The sequence below is a fragment of the Synechococcus sp. NOUM97013 genome, from assembly GCF_014279815.1.
Taxonomy (GTDB): Bacteria; Cyanobacteriota; Cyanobacteriia; order PCC-6307; family Cyanobiaceae; genus Synechococcus_C.
On the sequence record NZ_CP047941.1, the window covers coordinates 1,321,749 to 1,344,025 of the forward strand.

Consider the following 22,277-nt stretch of genomic DNA (forward strand, 5'->3'; position numbering starts at 1 on the left):
CTTTCAGACCCAAGACACATCAACACCTTTCAAGGCACATCAGCCGGACTAATGCAATCAATCAGCCCTGCTTAAGCAATGAACGCAGCGAGGTCTGGAGCGCTTCAGCAGCCATCTGAGCGCCATCACTTGCCAACGCGTCAGCACTGGCTGACTCCAGCGGCTGATCCAATTTCCAGGCGCCAGCCTCAAGTTCCTCACGGCTGAGGCAGTGGTGGTCGGCATGGCGACGCAACCCCATCATCAGCACCTCCGCTTCGGCAAAACCCTGCCGTTCCACCACGTGCAAGCCCACTTGCTGGGACATCGCCTCACAGAAGCTGCTGAACCCCGGTTTGCCCAGATGTCGCTCACAACCAGGAAGCACGTCCAAGGGCCTGACTTGCTCAGGCAGCACCATCACATTCGCTGGCAATGCCGCATCAGCGTGTTGGCTGGATGTGCGCGAGGGGGCAATTAAAAACAGATGCTCCGGCCAGCGTCGGAACAGATCGGGTTGCAAAGAGAGTCCAAGCCCACCGAACCCCACCATCACCTTGATGCGGGGATCACGTTCAAGCGCCGCCCCAAAATCAGCAGGAAGCGGTCTTGGTTCTGCAGTTACCAGCGACAAGGGCACTTCGGGGAGCTGCCAGTTCATGGCCAGGGAAAACGGACAGCGCAGCAGCAGTGATCCCCTGCGGTAAGCCTCGCGGGCCTGTTGCGACCAGCACTGAAAGGCACCACCCAAAGGTTCATAGATGTCATCCCAGCCGAAATTGCCCATCCAGATCAACGGTGCCTGCAGTCGCGAGGCCAATTCGGCAGCAGCTGGGGGGATGTCTCCCAGCACGGCCACCTGATCGTCCTGAGCTCGGATCCAGGCCACCTCCTCATCCAGCTGTCTGGGCAGATTCACTTGCAATTGCTCCAAGGCATGCAGCGTTGCCGGCTGATCCGAACCCAGGGCATCTTCTTGAAGCATGCCCACGTCCCAGCGGACAGTTCGCTGGGTCAGCGGCACTCCCCGCAGCACCAACGTGAGAAACGCCGGGTTCACCATCGAACTGACCACCAATCGCCAGGTGGGCTGCAATCGATGCAGGTGCGAAAGCATGGCGGCCTGCCGGGCGGCATGACCGAAGCCATGGCTGCTCAGGCAGACATAAATCAGCATGGAGATGCCGATGAATGCCTGGCTCGATACAGGCTCTGCTCGTACACCAGATCCCCATCAGGCCGATACCAACGGTGACTGATCAGAACAGGGTCGATGGCATCGAACTCCACCCAGGTGAGGTGATGCAGAGGTTTCCCATCTTCATCACATCCAGAGCGGGGAACACAGGCGGCGTTGACATAACACGTGCCCCTGCGATCGCGATGAAACGTGATCCGTTCGCCGCGACGCCCTTTCAACTGATGGTGCATGTGACCGAACACCACCAAGTCAGCCCGTCGCTGCTTCTGCATGCGATCAAGCGCAAAGGCCAGATCACGATCCCCCCAGTCGATATGCGGTTGCTTCCAATCCCGACCGCAGGGACTGTCCGCATCCGATCCCAGCCCTGTGGGTCCGCTATGGGCCAACACAACGAGCGGCCAATTGGATGGCGCCTGCGCTGCGGCAGAAACGATGCGATCGGCAGATTCCTGTTCGGTGACCGGACCGAACACGGCCTGAACCGCTTGAGAGAGATGAAACCCACCGCCAGCGCTGCAGGGGCGTGCACCAACAACGGCCACCTGCGGCTGCTCCCACTGGCGCAAACTCCAGGGGCAGTGCCGGTCGCCCAGCATCGTGAGCTGCTGCTGAAGCAAACCGCCGCTTCGGTCTCGACCGCGGTCATGGTTTCCCAGAAGCACGGCAACGGGACACTCCAGCTGCATGATTCGTTTCACCAGGCGAAGATCGCCATCGCTCAGATCACCAACGAACAACAGGGCGTCGGGCTGCAACCGATGCACCAGCTCTGCATCTCGATCACCCCAGTCCCCATGGAGATCACCGGCGATTGCAAGACGGACAGCAGTCAGGGTGACTTCTAGGCTGGGTCCATCCTGCCCCAGAAAGTCCCGATGAGCTCTGACACCGCGATTGTGGCGGCGATCAACCAGCTCCGTAAGGACCGGAAGGCTGTGATCCTGGCGCACTACTACCAGGAACCGGAAATTCAAGACATCGCTGATTTCATCGGTGATTCCCTAGAGCTCTCGCGCAAAGCCGCGAACACCGACGCCGAAGTGATCGTGTTCTGCGGCGTTCACTTCATGGCCGAAACCGCCAAGATCCTCAGCCCCGAAAAAACTGTGGTGCTACCGGATCTGGAAGCGGGCTGCTCACTGGCGGATGACTGCCCTGCGGATGAATTTGCACGCTTTCGGGAACAGCATCCCGATCATTTCGTCGTGAGCTATATCAACTGCACCGCAGCGGTGAAGGCGCAAAGCGATCTGATCTGCACAAGCAGCAATGCTGTGGATCTGGTGCAGCAGCTCCCGGCTGATCGCCCCGTTCTGTTTGCACCAGACAGAAACCTGGGACGGTGGGTGCAACGCCAGAGCGGTCGGGACCTCACACTGTGGCCCGGTCGCTGCTTCGTGCACGAAGCGTTCAGTGAAGAGGCACTGCTCCGACTCAAACTCGAGCATCCCGATGCCGAAGTGATCGCCCATCCGGAATGCGAGGAAAACCTTCTCGACCTAGCGGATTTCATCGGCTCCACAAGCAAACTGCTCAACCACGCAGAAACCAGTGACGCCACCACGTTCATCGTGCTGACCGAACCTGGAATCCTGCACCAGATGCAGCAACGCGTTCCCGAGAAAACGCTGATCGACGTGCCAGGCCTGGATGGCTGCAGCTGCAATGCATGCCCCTACATGCGCCTCAACACCCTGGAGAAACTTCGTGACTGTCTGGAAAGTCTGTCGCCTGAAATCACCATGGACGAAAAGCTGCGCAGCCAGGCAGAAGCTCCGATACGGCGCATGCTCGCGATGAGTCGCTGACCCAGCACAGCAACACAATTGCCAGAGTTGTTGGATGCAACTCCTCGAGCGAACTGACAGCGGTCTGTATTGCCGGGCCGCGGATGCCTGGATTGATCCCAGTCGTCCTGTGCCGAGGGCGCTGATCACACACGCTCATGCCGACCATGCGAGGCCCGGATGCGGTGAATATTGGGCGGTGGATGTGAGTGAGGGGGTGCTGCGCCAGCGACTCGGTCGGGAGATCACCCTGCATCCAATGGCCTATGGGCAAGAGTTCTGGCTCAACCAGGCTTGCCTGTCCTTTCACAGCGCTGGCCACGTGCTCGGCTCAGCGCAGGTGCGCCTGAAGGTGGATGACGCGGTATGGGTCGTGACCGGGGACTACAAACGCTGTGCTGATCCCAGTTGCGCTCCCTTTGAATCCGTGCCCTGTGACGTGATGATCACGGAAGCCACCTTTGCGCTGCCGATTTACGCCTGGGACAGCGGCGCTCAGATCGCCGAACAGATCCGTGATTGGTGGCACGGCGACCGCGAACGACCGTCTCTGTTGTTTTGCTATTCCTTCGGCAAGGCCCAACGCCTCTTGGCAGAACTCAAGGCGATTGGCGTCGAGGAGGAGGTGCTGCTGCACGGCGCCGTGGAAACCGTGACCCGGCAGTACCGCGATGCCGGTGTGCCGATGACCCCAAGTCGTCCTGTGAGTGAGTTGCCAAGAAAGGATCCGCTGGCGGGCCGGTTGATCCTGGCGCCGCCATCGGCCCATCGCTCAGCCTGGATGCGCCGTTTCCGTGCTCCGCAGACCGCCTTCGCTTCAGGCTGGATGGCAGTCCGAGGAGCTCGCCGACGCCGCGGGTATGAACGGGGGTTCGTGCTCAGCGACCATGCCGACTGGCAGGGCTTGATTCGCACAGTTCTCGAGTCGGGTGCGCATACCGTGTACGTGACGCACGGGCAAAGCGATGTGCTGGCACGCTTTCTGCGGGAACGTCATGGCATCGATGCCAAACCCCTGGAGCAGCTTGCCTGACCTAACCTCGACTGCCCTGTTGACGGATCCATGGCAATGCGCAGTGCCGGCATCGTTGGACTCTCGGCTTTGCTGATCTCCTCACCGGGAGCAGGCTTGGCCCAGCAGGTTGAGATCAGCATCGAGCAGATCGAGACGGTGGTGTTTCCAGCGGAAGGTGGCGCTGCAGCACAGGCGATCTGTGCTGGCTTGGCAAGCGGTGTGCTGAACCCTGACCTGGTGGGCATCGACCTGGCCAGGCTCCAGGGGGCATTGCGTGACTCCGGTGATGCCGAACTGGCCGCCAACTATGTGAAAGCCTTCAACAACGTTGCCGTTGGCACCCCTGGCTGCAACATCGAAGTGACAGCACCAGGTGACGGCAATCTCCGCCGCTACTGATCCGCTGCTCTCCAAGCCTGAGGGGCTGGAAGCACTGGCGGCACTGGTCAACAGCCTCGATCAGTGCACAGCCACGGGACGAAAGGTGGCACTGATTGCCGATCACCTGCAGCGGGTCTCCGCTCAGGATGCGGCCTGGTGCGTGCTGTTGCTAATCGAAGAACGGCGCAAACGACTGATCACGGGTCGGCGCTTACGCGACATCCTGCAGCAGGCCAGTGCCATGCCCGACTGGCTTTTTGACGATTGTCAGAGCCATGTCGGCGATTCAGCAGAGACGCTGTCCTTGTTGTGGCCTCAGATCCACCACGACATTGCCGAGATTCGCTGCGATGCACCGCTGTCGGCGTGGATCACCGAGCTGCAAGCGTCACCACCGATGCACTGGTGGATGGAGACGCTGCTGCCGGCGTTGGCAACGATGGAAGCTGAAGACCAGAGCCAGGCGGTGCTGGCGATCTGGCAGGCCTTGCCTCCCGAACGCCTGTTTCTGTTCAACAAACTGCTCACCGGGGGCTTTCGCATCGGCGTCGGGCGTGGCCTCGTCGTGAAGGCAATCGCCAGTGGGTTCGCGATCGACGAAGCCCTGGTGCTGGAACGCTTAATGGCACCAGCAGAAGCATCCTCGATCTGGTTTCAACAACTCACTGCACCTGCAGATGCGGAACGGGACAACCGAGGACCTGTTCCCTATCCCTTCTTTCTGGCCAGTCCGCTTCAGCAGGCGAGCCTCAGCGAAACACCCGCCACGGATTGGTGGGTGGAACCGAAATGGGACGGCATCCGCGGCCAACTGATCCAACGCGAAAGCGGCACCTATCTCTGGAGTCGAGGAGAGGAGCTGATCAACGACCAGTTCCCCGAACTGATTGCGATGGCCGCGGCACTTCCCCACGACACCGTGCTCGATGGTGAGGTGATCTGTTGGGCCGAAACGGAAGCGGAACCCAGAGCATTCAGCGATCTACAGCGCCGACTCGGCCGCAAAACAGTGGGCCGAAAACTGCGCCACGACTGCCCAGTGAGCTTCGTGGCCTACGACGTTCTGGAACACCATGCGCAGGATCTGCGTCCGCAACCGCTCCAGCAACGGCTGGCCACGTTGGTTGGTCTGCACGCAGGCTTCGCCAATCGCGAGGAGGGTTGGCGCTGCAGGCTGAGCCATGGCGCTTTGCTGAACGACTGGACGGAGCTGGACCAGCAACGCCAGACCGCCGTCCAGCAGGGAGCCGAGGGCGTGATGCTCAAACACCATCAATCGCCTTACCTGAGTGGACGCAAGCGGGGCCACTGGTGGAAACACAAACGCGATCCGATGACCTTGGATGCGGTGCTGATTTATGCCCAGGCCGGCCGAGGGCGACGAGCCAACCTGTTCACCGATTACACCTTTGCGCTCTGGGATCACCAATCCGAAGGCGATGCTGAACCGCAGCTGGTGACATTTGCCAAGGCCTACTCCGGCCTCAACGATGCAGAAATATTGGAACTGGACCGCTGGATCAGGCGCCACACCCGCGAAAGGTTCGGTCCAACGCGCTCGGTCGATCCTGAGTTGGTGTTCGAGATTGGCTTTGAAGGCATTCAGGAGTCCAAACGCCACAAGTGCGGACTCGCTGTTCGCTTCCCCAGAATCCTGCGCTGGCGACGGGATCGCAGCGCCAGCAGCGCCAACACCCTTGCCGACGCCAGAGAACTCTGCGAGCGCATCAGAAACCGGGCGGCTTGAGCGAATTGAACCGCTGAGGTGAGCATCAGCGCAGAACTTCTGTGAGTCGTCAAGAATCGAGACAACCCTTTTCGATGGAACACCATCTCACCATCGCAACACTGATCAACAGTGTTGATCCACAGCGATGATCTGAAGGATGAATAAGAAATTAGAGAACATCATCTTCGGGACCCCAAACACTTTGCAGAGCCTGGATATCAGCCTCGGAGAACCAAGTATTGATTGGACGATCAACTGGGTGGTTGTAAGACATGATCGAGTCGTACCGAGTCCACTTTGGGTCATAAGCAAGATCTTTCAAGCCAAGAGCATGGCCGATTTCGTGAACCAGAGAACTTTTCTCCGCATCGGCAAATGCATCCAACGCATCAACATCTCTCCAGGAAAGATCAAACTGATCGTCATCTGAGTGTGCAGAGCCACCGCCGACCCAATCGCTCGGCACATCAAAAAGAGCATTCGACTGCCAATAGCTATTACTTGATGCTCGATAAATATTGATATCAGACTCACCGTATGGATCTGACTCAACAAAGTCTAAATCCAACAAAGGATCCAGCCTTTCGAAGACACTCCGGATGAAACTTTTGTGTTCGTCATTGTGATTCCAAGCATGAACGACGCGAGCCTGGGAACCGATGGCCAATTCGGTTGCAGCACCTTCAGCAACCGATGGATTGTCATAAATGCTGTACTCAACAATCTCACCACCAGCAATCCCTTTCTGAAGGTATCGCTCTAAACCGGTGAGAACATCTGGAGCTAATGACATCGTTGGTCCAGGCTTTGAAGCACTGTCTCGATGCATTCACGATGCTCTCAATGGCATCAAAACTGTCTGCGAGCGACCAAGTAAATCGATGAGAATTCACTGAGAAGCCAGACTCAGTTCACTAAAGACCCCGTTTCAAAAGAACTACTCCAGTTCAAATTGAACCATTCATAATCACTCACAGGTGGATCGCTGCCAGCCCTGAAGCATCCACCAAGCCAACAAAAAGTTCCACTACAACGAAAAGACCATCGCTGTGATCACGCGAAGCGCTCAGGCGTAAACGCTGCGTCCATCTCCAGGAAGAATGCTCAGTGACTCAGGTGTAATGCGCTCTCCAAGACACAGCTCAATTTCACCGTTATCGACCGAAGCATCCTGCACATAGATTTCCACACTGAGCACTCGTCCTCCCTCGGCGGCGTAATCGTGAAAACGGCATGGTCCTCCCTGCTTGCTGTTGCGGGAAATGCGTTGGTATTGCGCCAATCCCTGTTCCTCAAGGCGGTAACGGACGCCCTCATAGACCAGTTGATCGCGCAAAGGAAAATTAATTGAAACCTCATGAGGTGGAACCTGACGCATCCAGGACAGCTCCAGCCGGTCGTCGTCCACCACCACAAGCCAAACGCCCTCTTCACCATCGCGGAGGTAATACTCACGCCATTGGAAACCGGATTGGTTGAATTCAAGAATGGATTCCACGATCCAATCGCGCATGTCACGCTGAACCACGTCACCCACCTGGAGATTGAACAGCGTGCGATGTTCGGGGATATCTCCCTGGCGAGGCTTTTTGCGCCTGCTCATGCTGTTTCGGGTCAGCCACCAGACCAGCACTGCAGCAATCAGCAGAAAAAGCAGTCCGCTCATGAAGAACTCGGGGTGGAAGGGATTGGCGCCAGTGGCAGGAGCAAACGGCGGTGGCGATCGCCGCGTTGGTAGTCAAGAAGAACCGGCTGTGTCATCCGGTTGGCTTGCACAGTATCGGAGTCGCTCGGCCGAAAATCTCTGGGGAATGCGAACAGAGCCGCGAGCTGATCTGAATCGATCCAACGTGTGGGAAATGGAATGGGCTGGAACTGAGGTGACCAGGCACTGGGCCGAGCCATCACGAACCCCCAGGGACCGAAGGTGGGGATGGGAACGCTGTAGGGACGCGTCTCCAGGCCTGCCTGCTGCAGTCCCGCCTGAATCGAGGCCAGAACGCGGGGGGTGAGAAACGGTGCGCTGGCCTGGGTGACCATCACCCCGCCGGGACGAAGTCGCTCACGGACCGCGCCATAGAACCCAACGCTGTAGAGGCGAGCCACCGGCAAGGTATCCGGATCAGGGAAGTCGGCGATCACCACATCAAAACGCCGCTTGAAGTTGCGCACGGCGGCGTAGGCATCACCGAGGTGAACGATCACTCTCGGGTCTTTGAGACTGTCTTGATTGAGACGTCGCAGTTGGGGTTGTTGCCTGGCCAGGCGAATGACCATAGGGTCCAGCTCCACCACGTCGACCCGTTCCACGCTGGGCCAGCGCAGGATTTCTCTCAAGGCCAGGCCATCACCCGCTCCCAGCAACAACACATGGCGTGGTGCTTCATGGGCCGCCATCGCCGGATGCACCAGGGCCTCGTGGTAGCGGTATTCATCCAAGCTGGAGAATTGAAGGTCCCCATCCAGAAACAAGCGCAGATCCGCCCCGCGTCGCGTCATCACAATCCGCTGATGACGCGTTTGATGGCGCTCAATCACCCTGGCGCCATAGAAGCCGTCCTCGATGCGATGTCCAAGGGGGGCGATGAAAAATGCCGCCACACCCGTGATCGGCAGGAGCGCAGCCACCGGAATGCGCCAGCGCCGCAAACTCGGGAACACCAGCGCCAGGGCCAGGGTGGCGCCGACGGGCACGAACGCCAGCACAGCCGCGGTGGGGAGCAGGCCCAGCCAGGGCAGCAACACCAGCGGAAATGCCAACGCACCAAGCAGCGAGCCGAAATAATCAAGGGCCAGAACCCTGGCCAGCGCCCGTCGCAACTGATCCTGGGTTTCCAGCATGCGGGTGATCAAGGGCAGTTCCATGCCTCCCAACAAGCCCACCATCAAGGTGAGCAAAACAATGGCGATCCATAACGGCGCGCCGATAGCGAAGAGCAGGAACAAGGTGACTGGCCCCAGCAGGCACAACGGGCAGAGGGTGATTTCCACCAGCACCAGTGCCCTGAGCAAACGATTCAGCGGCTGACCTTTGACAGCAATGAATTCCGTCAGCCAGGCCCCCAACCCCATCGCCGCAAGGAACGTGCCCACCACCACGCCGGTCGCCAGGGTGGCGTCCCCCATCAGATAACTGGCCTGCGCAACCAGCAGCAGTTCAAGCACCAGCCCGGCCGCCGACGAAACCATGGCCGTAACCAGAAGAACCCTTACCTGAAGGGGACTGAGATCAGCAGCGATTATTTGCCGCTCCATCCACCACCACTGGAGTAACCGCCGTAGCTGCCGTAGCCGCTCGACCCCCCGTAGCCACCCGAGCCGCTGTAACTGCCATAGGGGGTTCGGCCAATCACCAGTGAGCTGGATTCAAGCCTTGTGCTGCCCGCTCTCCATCCGGACACGCCATAGAAACCACGGAAGACGATGGATGATCCCTGTGCATCGTTGGTCGTGGGCAGGAGCACACCGACCTGGGGTACGTCTTCGTTGCTGTAAGCCGCGGATATCCCCACAGCGCTCAGGCCCATCGTGAGCAACAGCAGAAGAAACCTGGTCATGGATCAAGCCTCACGACTTCCTGGGGCCAGGCCAGTTTGACCTTGTCGCACACCTCAATGCACACGGAATCGAATTGCAAGTTCGCGCTGGATTCCGGGGGGAGCAGATCAAAACGAAGGTTGCAGTCTTTGGTGAGCTGGAACAGCTGCGGAAAAATGACCAAGTTCAGGGTGGAATCGCTCAGTGACACCGTCGACTTATCCACGGGAGCACTGCCTCGATAGAGCAGGTTGCCCTCACCGTCCGTCACGCGCACCCCAAAGCTCCAGTACTGCTTGGCCTCATGCTGGAAGTTGGTCTCGTAGCCCTGACTGAAAGCAACCCGCGCTCGCAGCGCCAGCAGACCAGCCCGATAGTCGCCCCGGGAGGCACGACCTGCCTGACCGAGGGATTCGTAGCGTCCCGAACATTGAATGCGTCCGCGTCGGTACACCTTCGACAGGAACATCAAGGCGGCGGCGCCGCTCATCAGGAAGGTGAGCACCAACATGCCGCGATTCACGGGCGTTGTGCTCACCCTTGTGCGGACCAGCACCTGAGCTGGAAGCGCGATCGCGTCACCCTCTCGATTGCGGGGCAAATAGGCCTGGAAACGCAGTTGATAGGAACCCGCTTCCGCAGGACGGAAGCGCACGCTGTGATCGTTGGCGGGTCGGGCGGAGTTCGATGTCCGCATCCACTCGCGCTCACGCTCGCTGGGGGAGAGCCTCGACAAAGCAGCTTCATCCGGCAGCGAACCAGTGGCGGTTCCAAGCCCCTCAATGTCGTGCTGGAACACAACCTTGCCACTGGCATCCAGCAGCTCGGTGGAGAGATAGAGAAGCGTGCTGCCAGGAGGGGTAAAGACGGTTTTGATCGTCACCGCCTCACTGACGCTGTTGAGATCAAACGGTTGCGTCGTCACCGCCTGATCCACAGCTGGCAACGTCACTTCCCGGTCCTGAACCGTCCCGCTAGGGGCCATGAACAGGGCCACCAAAGGACTGAGTGGACAAATCAGAACCAAAAGGGCCAATGGGAAGACGCCACGGCTCCCCCAACCCAGCTTCACGCGACGTCCCACCGGCGGCGACCCTGACACGACCATCGGCAGAACACTGCCGCTTAAATTACGCCAGACCCGCAACCTCACCCATGCAGGCAACCCTCATCCAACTGATGCTGAGCCTGATGTGGACGGTGGCAGGCATCCTGCTAATCGTTGGCGGGATGTGGTTCTTTGATCGCCTCACGCCCCTCGACTACCGCTCTGAGGTGCGCAAGGGCAATGTGGCCGCAGGTCTGGTCGTTGGCTCCGTTGTGTTGGGTGTGACCGCCGTCGTCGTCACGGTGATCCTGATCTGAACACCGTTCTTGAACCAATCCATCGCTGGTTTGACCAGCAGGGGTGGACGCCTCTTCCCTTCCAAACACAAACCTGGGAGGCCCATCTTGCGGGCCGCAGCGGTCTGATTCAGGTCCCCACAGGCTCCGGCAAGACTTACGCCGCCGTGATGGGATCGATTGCCCGCATGCTGGCGGCACCGAGCGACACTCGAGGCGTCAGGCTCCTCTACATCACCCCCCTACGGGCACTCAGTCGGGATCTGGCGCTGGCGCTGCAGCAGCCGATTGATGCGATGGCATGGCCGCTGCGCGTTGGCATCCGCAATGGCGACACCAGCACCAGCGAACGCAGCCGACAACTCAAATCGCCACCCGACATCCTGATCACCACGCCGGAATCGCTGTGTGTGCTCCTGGCAGGTCGCCACTGCGAGCGTCTGTTTCAGACGTTGGAAACGGTGATCCTCGATGAATGGCATGAGTTGATCGGCTCCAAGCGGGGCATTCAGACAGAACTTGGGCTCAGCTGGCTGCGACAGCAATGCCCATCACTGCAGACCTGGGCGATCAGCGCCACGATCGGCAATCTGGAAGAAGCTGGGCGACACGCTCTAGGGAACAGCGGCGATCCCTGCCTGATCACGGGCGCTCCGAAGCGCGGTCTCAGCGTGACCAGCATTCTTCCGGACAACATCGACGGGTTCCCCTGGGGCGGCCACCTAGGGCTGCGGCGCTATGAGGATCTGGTGGGCCGACTCGAGCCCTGCACCAGCACGCTGCTATTCACCAACACTCGCAACCAGGCAGAACGATGGTTCCAGTGTCTGCGCTACGCCTGCCCCGAAATGGAAGGCTTGCTGGCCCTGCATCACAGTGCCCTCGACCGTTCAGAGCGCGAAGCCATTGAGGCCTCTGTGAAGGCCGGCTCCATGCTCTGGGTGGTCTGCACCAGCTCGTTGGACCTGGGCGTTGACTTTCAACCTGTGGAACGGGTGGTGCAGATCGGCTCCCCAAAAAATCTGGCGCGGCTGCTGCAACGGGCCGGCCGATCAGCGCACCTGCCAGGAGGGACATCCCAGGTGCTGTTCATGCCGACCAATGCTCTTGAACTGCTGGAACTGAGTGCCGTCCGTCGCGGTCTAGAGAACGGCTTGGTGGAGGAGCGACGACCACCGCAAGCACCGCTTGATGTGTTGCTTCAGCACCTCACCACTCTGGCCTGTGGCCCAGGCTTTGAGCCTCAGCGCACCCTCGAGGCGATTCGCGGCACCTCCAGTTACGCGGAGCTCAGGGATGAGGACTGGCAGTGGTGTCTGCACTTTCTTGAACACGGCGGGGACTGCCTGGGTGCCTACCCGCGCTACCGAAAGCTGGAGCACGACGAGCACGGCCGCTATGTGGTGCGCGAGAAGGCGATCGCACGGCTGCATCGACTGAACATCGGCACCATCACCTCCGCCCCGGCCATTCGTGTGCGCTTTGTGCGTGGCGCAGTACTGGGTCATGTGGAAGAGACCTTCATCAGCCAGCTGAAGCCGAAGGATGTGTTCTTCTTCGCCGGAAGGCAGCTGGAGTTTGTGAGGCTGCGGGAAATGACGGCCTACGTGAAGGCCTCCACACGCAAGAGCACCGCTGTGCCCGCCTGGGCCGGTGGCCAGATGTCACTGTCTGATCTGCTGACCCACCATCTGCGCGATGAAGTGGCCCGAGCTGGACGGGGAGAACTGGACACACCAGAGCTACGGGCACTGGAACCGTTGTTCGAGCGTCAGATGGATCTGTCAACGCTGCCGGACAGCAAGCAGCTGTTGTTGGAAACCTGCCGAACCCGTGAAGGCATGCACCTCTACGCCTATCCCTTTGAAGGCAGGTTTGTGCATGAAGGACTGGGATTCCTCTGGGCCACGCGTCTCACCCGAATTCATCGGGGCACGATCACGGTGTCGGTCAATGATTACGGCTTCGAACTGCTGGCTCCACGCGGCTATCCGTTCGATGATCTGCTGGAGGACCATCTGGACGTGTTGCTCGATGACAGCAACCTGGAACAGGATCTTGAGCAGGCTCTAAATCTGTCCGAGCTCTGTCGCCGCCGTTTCCGCAGCATTGCTCAGGTGGCAGGACTGCTGGTGCAGGGATTTCCCGGCCAGAACAAAAGCGCAGGCCAGCTGCAGATCAGCGGCTCACTGCTCTGGGAGGTGTTCAACAAGCATGAGCCCAACAATCTGCTGGTGCGTCAGGCCCAACATGAAGTGCTGCAGGAGCAACTGGAACTACCGCGCTTGCGCAAAGCCTTGACGCGCATGCGCAGCGGCGAGGTCTTGCACTGCCCCACCCCACGACCGGGCCCTTTGGCGTTTCCCTTGCTGGTGGAACGACTGAACAACCGCATGAGCAATGAGTCTGTTCTGGAACGCATCGAACGGATGCAGAAGGACGCCCTACGACATGAAGAGTGATCCAAGCCATCAAAGACCTGATTGAAAACAACAGAACCAACTTCGGGATTCCACTTCAGGAATTCAATCCCCAATCGAGTCTGACAACCACACTCAATCAAGAACGTCAAACGATTGAGCCTAGAAACCTTGAACACCTTCGATGCATTTCACACTGGCCTTCGGTTGCCACTCGGTGATCAACCTGGAATTTGTCATGCACTGCTCCATGGAGGCCTGGGGGATTTTTTCAAGCGCCGCCGTGGTGCGTTGAGCGCCGTAGGTCGCCCAGGTGATCACCAGCCAAGTGATGGGTTCCATACCGAAAAGCAATCAAGAGGATCTCACTATTTCAACTGAATTTCATCGCGCTTGGGGATCACAATCCTGACACTGCCGATTTTCTTCCGAAGCTTGTCGCAACGGCTCCTGTTCACAGACTGGCTTCCGACTCTCCGAAGAGCATTGCTGACGCAGCGAGCATGGCCGAAAAACTGATTGCCAAAGCCCAAACGTGACAGGAGTGATGATCATCGTGGCAGCTGTGCTGATGATGATGGGCAAAAGGCAGCCACGGCAGACCAAAGGGGAACAGGCAATGGGGTTCGGGACGGAAGAGAATGCCTTTCTCCATCCGCTCTCGGACAACAAAAACAAGTAAAACCTACCCTCTTCAATCAAATTTGAAGAGATACTCAGCAAAAACGCTTATCTCAGGCTCAATCATGAAATCGATCAACTACAATCTTTGGGATTGAATACGCCGACAAAAGCACTCATCAAATGCCAAAGCTGGGCGAAATCAAACTCAAACAGATTCAACAGCTGAACACTGCGGAGAGCTCCACCCTGATTCGCAAGCACAAAGAGGTGCTGAATTGGATGATGCGAATCTTCCAGCTCGATACCTATGGCCTGACCTGGGCCCAGTTCTTCAAAGGTGTTGCGGTTGGTGGTGTCACGGTTTGGCTTGTGATGCGATGAACACCACGCTCAGCGACGAACTGCGGGAACAGCTGCTGGTGGCCTTGACCAACCAATGGGCCTCCATGGCCGAAGAAATGGATGAGGGCGACTTCTCTCCAGAAGACTTCTATGCGATTCAACAAACACAGTCGGATGCAAGCCTGATCAGCGAATCCGGCTGCAGCACCGACGACGAGCTCAATCGCTTCATCAATGATTGGTATTACAGCGGCTTCTGGATCGCTCCCTGACCAACTCCAATATGAGCAACACAAGCCTTGGTCAACTCTCCGGTCTTCAGCACACCTTTCTGCTGAAAGCGCCAGACCAAAGCTCAGATCAATGCTCGAAGGCACGATTGAGTGAAGGGGCGTTCGAATAAAAACGAGGCTGGAGCAGGCGTCGGAGCACGATGGCGTGGATCCTGCCCATCACGCCATGGGGTGAACATCAGAAAATTGCCGATCACCAGGCCAGCGGTGACCACCACCGCTGCCAGCTGCTCCAGCGTTTCGATCCGCAAGAAAGACGTCAGCGCTGACGCTTAAAGGTGTAGCAGCCCCCGTGGTAACCGGTGAAAGGCTGGGCGTAGGTCACCAGCTCCCAACCCTGAGATCCCAGTTCATTCATCAGCTCCACCAAACTCACCTGCTGAGGATGGTTTCTAGAGATCAGTTGCTTGTCGTCCAGCCACAGCTCTTCGATTTCGCCTGTCCAGCTCTTGCCGCGCGGAACAAAGCGGAGCTGAGTGTATTCCCAGGCCATCAACGCTAAAAGAGACGCCGAATACTAAAACCAGCGACACGCCTTCAGGGCGATCTCAGCTGATGGGCAACAGAAACAAACCCTCCACAGCAAGCCCCAGGTAAGTGCCCAGCATCATTCCCAGCAGGCCAACCGCCACGGATGGCAACACCAACGACGATCGGCCCAGGCTGCTGGCCAACGCCAGCGCAGTGCTGGGACCACCAACAGCGGCTTGGGATGCCACCAGGCTGTCGACCAAGGCCCATCGCTGTTGGCGGCGCACCAACAACACCGCAAGAGCCTGGATCGCAACCACCAGGAAGGCATAAACCAACACGGGCAAACCCAGACCGAACAGTCCACCCACCGTTGTGCTCAAACCAATCACCGCGAAGAACGGTTGAATCAGGACCAATCCCATGTCGTAACAAGCGGTCCGGGTTCCCCCGGATGGCAGTTGTGCCATTAGCAATGCGACCGTCGTGAGCACAATGATCGCTGGCACATCCCAGGCCAGTCTGCGCAACAGGATCGACACCAATTCCGAGATCAACATCACGGCCACACCCCAGAGCAAACCCGATGCCCATGACCTGGGCTGATGAGCAATTCCAGATGCCGATGGGGCATCAGCAGCCAGTGCATCTGCCGTCTGTGCAGCACTGGCTGCTGAGATCAGTTTTGACGCATGGCGGTCTCGACCGATCACCAGGCTCAGCAGAAACCAGCCAGTGAACACCACATAGTCAGCGGCCGTCGCCAGCGCAAACAGATCATCGGGGATCGCCAGACTTCGACCCACAGACACAAAATTCAGCGTTCCGCCTGTAAACGTGGCTGTGTACAGAGCCACCAGAGCTGAGGCATCGGCACCAAGCCAAGGGGCTAGCAACCATCCACAGACAAGCACCGCTGACACGGTGGCAAGAACAGACACCAAAAAAGGGGGCAGGAGCCGCCGGGCGTCAGGCAGCACACGACGCAACTCGACAGCCAGAAGAAGTTCAACGATGGCGAGGGAAGTGAACGGACCATTCACCCAACCCGACACAGCAGCTTCAGGCTTCCAACCACTCAGGTTGGCAATCAACAAGCCCAACACAATGATGGCCATCGTCGCGCCAAGCTTTTTGGCGTAACGGTTCACACGAGCCAGCCACCACCCCCCGACTGTGGTGCCAGCGATCACAAGCCATGACACTGAGATATCCACTGATGGAGTCATGGGTCTTGCACAATCACAGCGAGCATCGCTGAGCTCATACCGTCACAAACGCGGGGATCTGCTCAAAGCCATGAATCGAAATCCTGAGAACGCACGTTGAGAGACACACCAAGACTGTTTCTGGTTGTCCTCGGCGGAAGGACGGCAACCAGTCACATTGAGCTGCATGATGTGCGCTGGGTGGTGGGATCCGACATCGAAGCCACGATTCCAGCGCTCAAGCAACAATGGTTTGGGCTCAAACGGGGCTTGCACATCGACAGTTATGTGGCTGTCAAACAAGTAGATGGGTACAAGGTTGAACTCATTCGCGACCGACAAGGATTGACAGCAGAGGTGGACCCGATGCGTAGAGAGGGCTCCGACAGACTGTGGTTTGTCAATCTTGGTGGGTATGACAGTGGCTCACTCCAGGAGTTGCATCAATTTGGTCTGATCGTTGCGCCAAGTAAACAAGCTGCCAAAGCACGGGCACGACGACGTTGGCTGAACGACGCAGATCAGGTGCACAAAGACGATCTGCATGGCATTGAGAGACTGAATAGTGTGGATGACTGCCTACCGATTGAAGGTCTCGAAGGGTGGCATATTCAATTGAAAGCGGATCCCTCCGCTTCCAAGGAAGAACTCAAACCAGATTGGTACGGCTACCGACTTATTTGAGGATATGACTGGGATCTGAGTATGAATCGCTGGTTCAATACCAACCGCATTCAAACTTATGAGGGATCAATCCTTTCTTTCCACGTCCGGTTACTGGGTTCATCAGCACTACCTCGCTGAGCCAATACAGACCGTGGATGAGCACACCGTGAGTCAGGACCGCTACGCGTTTGTCGCCACTAGGAGGACTGAGCACGGTGAGAAAGATCAAGCAATGACCGTCCGCACTGTTCGTGTCTTTGAGCACAAGCAAAGCGGACACCGCTGGCCGCATAAACACTGGCATCTCAGCTGCTTATTTCTCTACAAGGCTCTGGAAGGTCCCTCTAATTAATCTTAGGTGTATTGACATCATTACTGGCTAGAACGGCCTCTGAGATGATTCTGGAGCCATTGTGGAGAGACTTGTTGGATTCATGCTGATTTAGTGACTCAAAGGCTTGATTTGATGCTATGGTTTTGTGAGTTGCTTAGATTAAATGCCACTTCCCTGGCCGATTCCGTTACCTCGTCCTCTTTCCTTGGAGAACGTTGATACTTTAACTGGTACGCCAGAAGCAGATTCTTTTGAACTTGAACCACCTGGGTTTGAGACACAATCTTTAGATGATGATTCTTTTGCTATTGAGTTGTGGGATCCTAGATCTAACGAATTTTTTCTAAGCAATCCGAACACCTTTGATGTAACTACATACAATGAAGTTGACCTTCTTGTTTATCAAGAAACTGATGGTCCAATGTATATTCCTGGATTTACACGCCCTGTTTTCTCGTCCTACACTCTAATCGAAAACTTTGATCCTAGTGAAGATCAAATCTTTGTAGACGGTGGTAAAGGTTATGTGAGAATTATGAGTGATGAAAACGACATCTCTATACTAAGTGATGTTCAACCTGCCTTTGTGTTTAATCCCTCCAATCCAATATTTGCGTTTGGTTAGTGATTAAATAAAGACTTGTGAGGTCATTTGGTTTGACCTCTCTTTGTATACCTCCAAGTTTCTGATGTCCCGTTCACGCAGTTCTGAATAGTATTGATACTCCAAATCCTTTACCTTGCGCTCTGCTATCAGCATTGCTCTATCTTGTTGTCTCCCTGCAGATTGTCTTGCAGAGTAGACAGCCTGAACGTATTCATCTCTTGCCTGATCCAGAAGCATCTTCGTGTGGAACATGGTCAGATTGACAACCCCTTGAATTTTGGCATAATTTTCTGAACCCATATCGCAGGGTGACAGCGCTTCAGCGGACCCCATGGGGGGTGTCTCTGTTGCTGTAGAAATATCTAGAAAATCAACATCCTTTAGTTAATTATCATCGACCTCAAGAATGTAGTGGTATGCCTAGAGAAGTGAATGCATCACTCTCGTTGCAATGACTGCATTCTGGCTGTAAATATTTTCTCTCTGCGGCCGCACTAGACTGACTATCTAACTCACTCCCTTCAGAATCAACTGTGAGGGGGAGGGGGTAGGTCTGGTGTCTTCCTATCTATCCCACAGTTCAACGCTGTTACAGCTCATTCTGGTGGGGCTCAGGGAGCGGAGCACGGAATGTAATGGAGTGCGGAGCGGTACCTATACCAACCAATAGATAGATAGATACCAACCAGCTACCTAATACCCAGACACTGCCTTAGATCAATGCCTTATTGAAGGAGTAGGGATGGAGTCAGAGACACAGAGCTAGGTCAACAGATACCTAAGGTGAAGGTTTGGTTAACCGTACCCCTCGTATTTTTGTGTTTATCTGTGCGCGACCTATGTGCCAATCCAATCACTGTCTCATGCCAACCACCATTTCGCAGATCTAGGATTCAACTCAATACCAACCAGCGAAACCCCTTCAGATCGCTGTCACTGCCTCAACGGTACTGGTTGTACGGCTACCGGTTGATTTAGCCAGGATCTTTTGACCACCTGAAGGTTTAGCGCTCATTCACAGGCAAAGACTTCGGGATAAAACGAAACAAGCCCCGATCAGCCGATCCGATGCACTGCTGAGAGCCTTCGACCACCTTGAGATCAGGAAAACGCTGATTGGTAACTTTCAACAAGCAGCGTTGATATTGAAATGAATTATCGGCGATATGAAACACGAAAATCAAAACAAACACTGCGAAGAATCCTTTTCGCAGTGAGAGCAGCATCAGACTATTGCCTCCGATCGCTCAGCATAAAGAGGTTGAAGGCCCAATGCGAAACAGAGTGAGCATTGAAACACTGATCACCCCCCCCCCGGATCACATCAAGCTTGTCAAAGCCAAACCAAGTCGTGATTCATCCAAGACAATGATCGACTGACGCTGATAGGAATTCACCTGAGCAGGATGCACTCACAATCGTTTGAACACGATCGATCAAGGTTGAATTGATCAATCACGACGACAGTTGAAACTTAAGCCTGATTGCCGATCACAAAAGTCCACCAGGATTCGAGACGTTGCACCGAGCCATACCATATTTTGCCAAAGAAACCACCATGGGCGGTATCCGCTTGAACAAGATGTCGAGCCCCCTTCAATAGAGCTGAGTCCACGGGTACCAGTCCATCACCACTGAGTTCGGCGTCACCGGCAATGCTCTTATAACTTCCGGACGCAGAGCGTCGGCTGAATGCCGAAGCGTTCTCACCATCCAAATTGATTTCGCCTGCAATGGCGACATAGTCCACCCCAGGCTCATGGCAACCAGGGAAACGTCGATCCACCATCATGCGTAAAGGGGTGGCACGAACCGCCTGATGGGGACTACCCAAAGTAACGAGACGATCACAGCGTGCTGCACCGCCGTAGCATCGACCAAGGACATCTTCATCACTGAGATAAAGGCGCAACATCACGCCACCGGAGCTGTGGCCAATCAAGGTCACACGACCCGTTGGCGATGACGCTTGAAGCTCTTGCACCATGGCATCGACTCGATCGAGAACACGGCGCCAACCAAACCCCCAGGTCGTCGTCAACCATTCGAGCCGAGTGATAGGTACCACCAGCGCATCCAGAACACTCTGTTGCTTTAACCAGGCCGTCATCGGTGCATAGGCCTCTGCTGTAATCAGGAAACCTCCAAGAACAAGAACAGGCTGCCTGGGATCAACGGTTGTCATCTCTCCGGTACTGGCGAAACAGCGCCATCATCCATGCAGAAGGATGCGTACCGATGACACCAGAACGCGTTGCCGACTACCCACGGCCCCCACGACTGGAGCGCAGCGTTGACCACGTGCTTGTTCGAGTCGGCGGTGAGGTGTTGTTTGATGGGCAGGGAACGCAACGCGTTCTGGAAACCTTTCACCCACCCACCTATTACCTGCCACCCGATGGCATCAACACGTCGCTTCTGAAGACAGCAGCAGGTCGCAGCTTCTGTGAGTGGAAAGGGGTGGCTGACTATTTCGACGTTGTCGCTGGAGGCCGGACCATCCATCGCGCTGTGTGGCGCTATCCATCCCCAACGCAAACCTTCATGGCGATTGCAGGTTGGTATGCCTTGTATCCGAGCTTGATGGATGGCTGCTGGCTCAACGGAGAGCGAGTCACCGCTCAGGCCGGTGGATTCTATGGGGGTTGGATCAGCTCAGCTGTGGTAGGCCCCTTCAAAGGCGATCCCAATCACCCCGAATTGATCTGAGTGCTGAGAAATGGATGACCTCATCGCATTATTAAAAACTCAACCCAAACATCCAAGAATTAGTGATCTGATCAGCGAAGCAGAAGCAGAGTCAACGGTTGATCTTGCAAAGGAAGCCGATTTGTTAAGAGGCGTCTGGGAACTGCGTTGGAGTAGTGCCAAACAACCATGGCTAAAGCAATCAACTTGGCTGGAGAATTTGCAAGTGCTGGACCCGGCAAAACAGCGGGGAGTGAATCTGCTCAGGGTGTCTGGTCCGCTCAGTGCAACGGCGTCCATCACTGTGGAAGCGAAGCTGAACATTGAACAGCCCAATCGCGTAGGTGTAACTTTTTGTCGAGGAGGTTGGCGCGGACCAAAAATTGCCGGATTTCAAAGATTCGAACTCATGAAACAACTAAATCAAAGCTTTCCCGCATGGCTTGACATCACAGCACTCACAACAAAGTTGCGCATTTGCCGTGGCAATGCAGGAACAACGTTTGCTTTGCTCAAGAGAGAAGACTTGTCAGTGTCTAACTACCTTTGAGCATCCACAAGCGGGTGCCTCAGATTTTTGTGGATGCTTTGTGGACAGAGCAAAACCGAAATCCGTTTCACTACCTGCCCTCGCTTGACAATCGCAGAGGTAGCTGAGAGAACCACTCTTCTCAGCGGGGAACACTCACATTAGTTGAATCAAAACGATGATGCAGGAAACGCTGACGACCGTCACGCTGCTGAAAGAACTGTTGCTTGCATTGCGATCTAACGAGCCGAGAGACTACAAGGACTGGCCTGAATGATCAAATTATTGATTAAACAGGCCCAGATGAATGATTGATAGAATGATTTGACGTAATCCCTGTTTGCGAGACTAAAGACAGTGCTTCGTTCAACAATTACATCGACCGTCTCTCTCCTGGTAATAGCTCTTGCAAATCCTCTATTAAATGCAAATGCTCAGAGGGCTGGGGGTGAGTTCTTCTTGTGCGAAGCGAAGGGCTTCACCTGGATTACTGACGCGACAGGCAATGAGCCCCCGGGAGAGGAGGTCGAGATCCGATTGATGGTCGAAGTCGATGAACCAAACGGGAATGTGAAGTTTAGCGAGCCTATCAAAGGAGATGATTGGAGTCCTTGGCGTCCTGCCATCTTTGACCGGGATGAATTCGGACGTTGGGAGGGACTTGAACTTTCGGAGCAGATAATGCACACAAAAACAGAGTTCACGATATTCAGACATGAAGGGGTGAAGTTTGACTTTATGAGAACGCAGAGCACAGTGTTTCCAAAGTTCTTAACAATAGCCGAAGGTGATTGCAGTCGTTATTAATAAATACCTTGAGCAGTTGTCCCTATTGAGCATCGCCAATAGCATCGGCTAACATCATCAAGTTAAAGCTTATGCCTACATCAATGAATATTGTTAATGGTTTGGCATCACTCTCCTTGGCTAGCTTGTCATTCTTTTTTTCCACAGCGATTGAAGCCAAAGAAATACCGCTTGAATCTTGGAAATCAATAATGGACAATGTAAAAACTCAATACGACAACGGCAATATCACAGGAGCCTGCACCAACGCAATTAATCTCGCTCACTTTATGAATACAGAAATCTATAATAATAGAAACGATAAGCAGTTGC

28 protein-coding genes are annotated in these 22,277 nt (G+C 56.0%); 13 read left to right on the plus strand and 15 right to left on the minus strand.

All coding sequences use genetic code 11. From position 1 onward, the window contains the following. Positions 1–61: 61 nt before the first annotated feature. The gene (locus SynNOUM97013_RS06945; RefSeq protein WP_186479093.1) at positions 62–1,156 is read right to left on the minus strand and encodes a hypothetical protein; all 1,095 of its coding nucleotides are present in this window, start codon (positions 1,154–1,156) and stop codon (positions 62–64) included. Beyond that, positions 1,150–1,947, minus strand: a complete 798-nt coding sequence (locus SynNOUM97013_RS06950; RefSeq protein WP_255442615.1) for a TIGR04168 family protein — start codon at positions 1,945–1,947, stop codon at positions 1,150–1,152. Before SynNOUM97013_RS06950 ends, SynNOUM97013_RS06945 begins: the two co-directional genes overlap by 7 nt. A gap of 111 nt (positions 1,948–2,058) precedes the next feature. Here SynNOUM97013_RS06950 and nadA point away from each other — a divergent pair, with 111 nt between their 5' ends. The 4 genes from nadA to SynNOUM97013_RS06970 are packed head-to-tail and all read left to right on the plus strand — an operon-like array spanning position 2,059 to position 6,113. Then, positions 2,059–2,991, plus strand: a complete 933-nt coding sequence (nadA, locus tag SynNOUM97013_RS06955) for a quinolinate synthase NadA (RefSeq protein ID WP_186479094.1) — start codon at positions 2,059–2,061, stop codon at positions 2,989–2,991. Between the two features lie 34 nt (positions 2,992–3,025). Continuing rightward, a complete protein-coding gene (locus SynNOUM97013_RS06960) occupies positions 3,026–4,003 on the plus strand; it encodes a ligase-associated DNA damage response exonuclease (RefSeq protein ID WP_186479095.1) in 978 nt (325 codons plus the stop codon). Between the two features lie 30 nt (positions 4,004–4,033). Next, a complete protein-coding gene (locus tag SynNOUM97013_RS06965) occupies positions 4,034–4,384 on the plus strand; it encodes a DNA ligase (protein ID WP_186479096.1) in 351 nt (116 codons plus the stop codon). Beyond that, on the plus strand, positions 4,359–6,113 hold the full coding sequence (locus SynNOUM97013_RS06970) for an ATP-dependent DNA ligase (protein WP_370586408.1): 1,755 nt from the start codon (positions 4,359–4,361) through the stop codon (positions 6,111–6,113). The genes SynNOUM97013_RS06965 and SynNOUM97013_RS06970 overlap by 26 nt, the downstream gene beginning before the upstream one ends. Positions 6,114–6,264: 151 nt before the next feature. Here SynNOUM97013_RS06970 and SynNOUM97013_RS06975 read toward each other — a convergent pair whose 3' ends face one another. From SynNOUM97013_RS06975 to SynNOUM97013_RS06995, 5 genes are all read right to left on the minus strand, one after another. Next, complete coding sequence (locus tag SynNOUM97013_RS06975; protein WP_186479097.1) at positions 6,265–6,888, minus strand: matrixin family metalloprotease; 624 nt, start codon at positions 6,886–6,888, stop codon at positions 6,265–6,267. 273 nt (positions 6,889–7,161) lie between these two features. Continuing rightward, positions 7,162–7,761: a DUF4178 domain-containing protein gene (locus tag SynNOUM97013_RS06980; protein WP_186479098.1), complete on the minus strand. Its 600-nt coding sequence runs from the start codon at positions 7,759–7,761 to the stop codon at positions 7,162–7,164. After that, the gene (locus SynNOUM97013_RS06985) at positions 7,758–9,350 is read right to left on the minus strand and encodes a polyamine aminopropyltransferase (RefSeq protein WP_186479099.1); all 1,593 of its coding nucleotides are present in this window, start codon (positions 9,348–9,350) and stop codon (positions 7,758–7,760) included. The genes SynNOUM97013_RS06980 and SynNOUM97013_RS06985 overlap by 4 nt, the downstream gene beginning before the upstream one ends. Continuing rightward, the gene (locus SynNOUM97013_RS06990; RefSeq protein ID WP_186479100.1) at positions 9,335–9,652 is read right to left on the minus strand and encodes a hypothetical protein; all 318 of its coding nucleotides are present in this window, start codon (positions 9,650–9,652) and stop codon (positions 9,335–9,337) included. Before SynNOUM97013_RS06990 ends, SynNOUM97013_RS06985 begins: the two co-directional genes overlap by 16 nt. Continuing rightward, the gene (locus SynNOUM97013_RS06995; RefSeq protein WP_186479101.1) at positions 9,649–10,785 is read right to left on the minus strand and encodes a hypothetical protein; all 1,137 of its coding nucleotides are present in this window, start codon (positions 10,783–10,785) and stop codon (positions 9,649–9,651) included. The genes SynNOUM97013_RS06990 and SynNOUM97013_RS06995 overlap by 4 nt, the downstream gene beginning before the upstream one ends. Before the next feature lie 2 nt (positions 10,786–10,787). Between SynNOUM97013_RS06995 and SynNOUM97013_RS07000 the strand changes: the two genes are divergently transcribed. Together SynNOUM97013_RS07000 and SynNOUM97013_RS07005 are read left to right on the plus strand one after the other, a co-directional pair. Further along, positions 10,788–10,997 carry a DUF350 domain-containing protein gene (locus SynNOUM97013_RS07000; protein WP_186479102.1) on the plus strand — a complete coding sequence of 70 codons (210 nt, stop codon included), beginning with the start codon at positions 10,788–10,790 and terminating at the stop codon, positions 10,995–10,997. Next, positions 10,994–13,438 (plus strand): ligase-associated DNA damage response DEXH box helicase, encoded by a 2,445-nt coding sequence (locus tag SynNOUM97013_RS07005; protein ID WP_186481491.1) that lies wholly within the window; start codon positions 10,994–10,996, stop codon positions 13,436–13,438. The genes SynNOUM97013_RS07000 and SynNOUM97013_RS07005 overlap by 4 nt, the downstream gene beginning before the upstream one ends. A gap of 120 nt (positions 13,439–13,558) precedes the next feature. Here SynNOUM97013_RS07005 and SynNOUM97013_RS07010 read toward each other — a convergent pair whose 3' ends face one another. Next, positions 13,559–13,738 carry a hypothetical protein gene (locus SynNOUM97013_RS07010; protein WP_186479103.1) on the minus strand — a complete coding sequence of 60 codons (180 nt, stop codon included), beginning with the start codon at positions 13,736–13,738 and terminating at the stop codon, positions 13,559–13,561. Between the two features lie 205 nt (positions 13,739–13,943). Between SynNOUM97013_RS07010 and SynNOUM97013_RS13760 the strand changes: the two genes are divergently transcribed. From SynNOUM97013_RS13760 to SynNOUM97013_RS07020, 3 genes are all read left to right on the plus strand, one after another. Continuing rightward, the gene (locus SynNOUM97013_RS13760; protein WP_255442616.1) at positions 13,944–14,078 is read left to right on the plus strand and encodes a hypothetical protein; all 135 of its coding nucleotides are present in this window, start codon (positions 13,944–13,946) and stop codon (positions 14,076–14,078) included. 122 nt (positions 14,079–14,200) lie between these two features. Further along, on the plus strand, positions 14,201–14,401 hold the full coding sequence (locus SynNOUM97013_RS07015) for a hypothetical protein (protein WP_186479104.1): 201 nt from the start codon (positions 14,201–14,203) through the stop codon (positions 14,399–14,401). Further along, entirely contained in the window at positions 14,398–14,634 is a 237-nt protein-coding gene (locus SynNOUM97013_RS07020) for a hypothetical protein (protein WP_186479105.1), read from the plus strand. The genes SynNOUM97013_RS07015 and SynNOUM97013_RS07020 overlap by 4 nt, the downstream gene beginning before the upstream one ends. An 83-nt stretch (positions 14,635–14,717) precedes the next feature. Here SynNOUM97013_RS07020 and SynNOUM97013_RS07025 read toward each other — a convergent pair whose 3' ends face one another. The 3 genes from SynNOUM97013_RS07025 to SynNOUM97013_RS07035 are packed head-to-tail and all read right to left on the minus strand — an operon-like array spanning position 14,718 to position 16,355. Beyond that, positions 14,718–14,906 (minus strand): hypothetical protein, encoded by a 189-nt coding sequence (locus SynNOUM97013_RS07025; protein WP_186481663.1) that lies wholly within the window; start codon positions 14,904–14,906, stop codon positions 14,718–14,720. Between the two features lie 8 nt (positions 14,907–14,914). After that, entirely contained in the window at positions 14,915–15,148 is a 234-nt protein-coding gene (locus SynNOUM97013_RS07030; RefSeq protein WP_186479106.1) for a hypothetical protein, read from the minus strand. A 55-nt stretch (positions 15,149–15,203) separates the two neighbouring features. Beyond that, positions 15,204–16,355 carry a DUF819 family protein gene (locus SynNOUM97013_RS07035; protein WP_255442618.1) on the minus strand — a complete coding sequence of 384 codons (1,152 nt, stop codon included), beginning with the start codon at positions 16,353–16,355 and terminating at the stop codon, positions 15,204–15,206. 183 nt (positions 16,356–16,538) lie between these two features. Here SynNOUM97013_RS07035 and SynNOUM97013_RS07040 point away from each other — a divergent pair, with 183 nt between their 5' ends. Both SynNOUM97013_RS07040 and SynNOUM97013_RS07045 read left to right on the plus strand, forming a co-directional pair. Further along, entirely contained in the window at positions 16,539–17,018 is a 480-nt protein-coding gene (locus SynNOUM97013_RS07040; RefSeq protein ID WP_370586409.1) for a DUF1543 domain-containing protein, read from the plus strand. 479 nt (positions 17,019–17,497) lie between these two features. Further along, positions 17,498–17,959 (plus strand): hypothetical protein, encoded by a 462-nt coding sequence (locus SynNOUM97013_RS07045; RefSeq protein ID WP_186479108.1) that lies wholly within the window; start codon positions 17,498–17,500, stop codon positions 17,957–17,959. A gap of 3 nt (positions 17,960–17,962) precedes the next feature. On the opposite strand, the gene SynNOUM97013_RS07050 is transcribed toward SynNOUM97013_RS07045, so the two are convergent. From SynNOUM97013_RS07050 to SynNOUM97013_RS07060, 3 genes are all read right to left on the minus strand, one after another. Next, positions 17,963–18,274 (minus strand): hypothetical protein, encoded by a 312-nt coding sequence (locus tag SynNOUM97013_RS07050; protein WP_186479109.1) that lies wholly within the window; start codon positions 18,272–18,274, stop codon positions 17,963–17,965. A gap of 671 nt (positions 18,275–18,945) precedes the next feature. Further along, positions 18,946–19,167, minus strand: a complete 222-nt coding sequence (locus SynNOUM97013_RS07055) for a hypothetical protein (RefSeq protein ID WP_186479110.1) — start codon at positions 19,165–19,167, stop codon at positions 18,946–18,948. Positions 19,168–19,415: 248 nt separating this feature from the next. Continuing rightward, a complete protein-coding gene (locus tag SynNOUM97013_RS07060) occupies positions 19,416–20,126 on the minus strand; it encodes a triacylglycerol lipase (protein WP_186479111.1) in 711 nt (236 codons plus the stop codon). 53 nt (positions 20,127–20,179) lie between these two features. Between SynNOUM97013_RS07060 and SynNOUM97013_RS07065 the strand changes: the two genes are divergently transcribed. Both SynNOUM97013_RS07065 and SynNOUM97013_RS07070 read left to right on the plus strand, forming a co-directional pair. After that, positions 20,180–20,650, plus strand: a complete 471-nt coding sequence (locus SynNOUM97013_RS07065) for a DUF427 domain-containing protein (RefSeq protein ID WP_186479112.1) — start codon at positions 20,180–20,182, stop codon at positions 20,648–20,650. Between the two features lie 10 nt (positions 20,651–20,660). Beyond that, on the plus strand, positions 20,661–21,179 hold the full coding sequence (locus SynNOUM97013_RS07070; RefSeq protein WP_186479113.1) for a PAP/fibrillin family protein: 519 nt from the start codon (positions 20,661–20,663) through the stop codon (positions 21,177–21,179). A gap of 808 nt (positions 21,180–21,987) precedes the next feature. Here SynNOUM97013_RS07070 and SynNOUM97013_RS07075 read toward each other — a convergent pair. Then, positions 21,988–22,164 carry a hypothetical protein gene (locus tag SynNOUM97013_RS07075; protein ID WP_186479114.1) on the minus strand — a complete coding sequence of 59 codons (177 nt, stop codon included), beginning with the start codon at positions 22,162–22,164 and terminating at the stop codon, positions 21,988–21,990. Positions 22,165–22,277 lie beyond the last annotated feature (113 nt).